This is a genomic window from Coprococcus sp. ART55/1, assembly GCF_000210595.1.
Taxonomy (GTDB): domain Bacteria; phylum Bacillota; class Clostridia; order Lachnospirales; family Lachnospiraceae; genus Coprococcus; species Coprococcus aceti.
Window position 1 is genome coordinate 2040238 of the sequence record NC_021018.1, and the last position, 1132, is coordinate 2041369.

A 1132-nucleotide genomic window follows, 5' to 3' on the forward strand; every position below is an offset into this window, starting at 1 on the left:
CTTGGCAAGATTCTCAAGTGTCTCTTTTCTTCTTGCTCTGTAGTTCTCTGTATCAAGCTTAACTCTGATACGTGACTCGCTCTTCTTATTGATAGCAAGTGTTATAATATACTGAAGAGCATCTAGAGTCTGTCCACGCTTTCCAATCAAAATTCCCATCTCTGGTCCCTCAAGATTGATAGACAGAACATTCTCTTCCTCATCAAAATCCATCTGGATCTCTGTCTGGATATCCATAGCCTTGAACAGGCTGTCAAGGTACTCCTTAACATCGTCCAGGAATGTCTTCTTTTTTCTTGCCTTTATGATACAAGGCTTTGAACCTATACCAAGAAATCCCTTTGTCTCTTCGCTGATAACTTCATACTCAAGATCTGTACTAGGGACTCCAAGTTCAACACTGGCCTGCATAAGGGCTTCATCTTTGGTCTTACCTTTGAATTCTAAGAATTCCATTATTTATTTCCTCCCTTATCGTTGCTATTGTTCTGGTACTTAAGCATTATATTCGCCTTAGCTCCTATACTGCCTGGTTTATAGTTTACATTTTCTCTGCGGGTTACATCATCACTGTCAACATTCACTGAATGTGCAGGATTAACATAACTCTTAAGTCTTGAAGAAGCCATCTTATTTATATTCTCTGACTGACTGTTCTCTGTTGGAACGTTACCATTCTGAGCATCCATCATTCTCTCATAGAAAGATTTCTTGTCAGGGTTCTTCTTCTTTGCCTGCTTCTTGGCAGCCTTCTCGGCACATTTTGCAAGCAGCTCATCCTTGTCCTGATGATTATAATAAGCATCAACTATAAGCTGAGATATTATCATAATAACAGAACCAACTATCCAGTAAAGACCGATAGCTATAGGAAGAGTTATACAGAATATAAGTGACATGACAGGCATGTAGTACATCATACCCTTCATCATGTTGTTGGCTGTCTGCTGATTGCTATCCATGTTGTTATTCTGTGATGACTTCATGGATATCTTTGTCTGTAAGAACTGCAGGAGAGCAGAAACGATAGGAACCACCAAAGCTATTGAAAGCTTCCATCCCGGTGCATCTGCAATATTCAGTCCAAACAGGAACTGATTCATGTTGAGGAACTGGTCAACATAGCTTGTGA

Annotated in this window: 2 protein-coding genes; both read right to left on the reverse strand. The window is 39.8% G+C overall.

The window, feature by feature from the left end; genetic code table 11:
* A partial coding sequence (jag, locus tag CCU_RS09220) for an RNA-binding cell elongation regulator Jag/EloR (protein ID WP_208896138.1) occupies window positions 1-456 on the reverse strand: 456 nt, incomplete at its 3' end.
* Window positions 456-1132 (reverse strand): YidC/Oxa1 family membrane protein insertase (locus tag CCU_RS09225; RefSeq protein WP_208896139.1); only part of this gene is annotated, 677 nt, incomplete at its 5' end. The genes CCU_RS09225 and jag, both read right to left, overlap by 1 nt.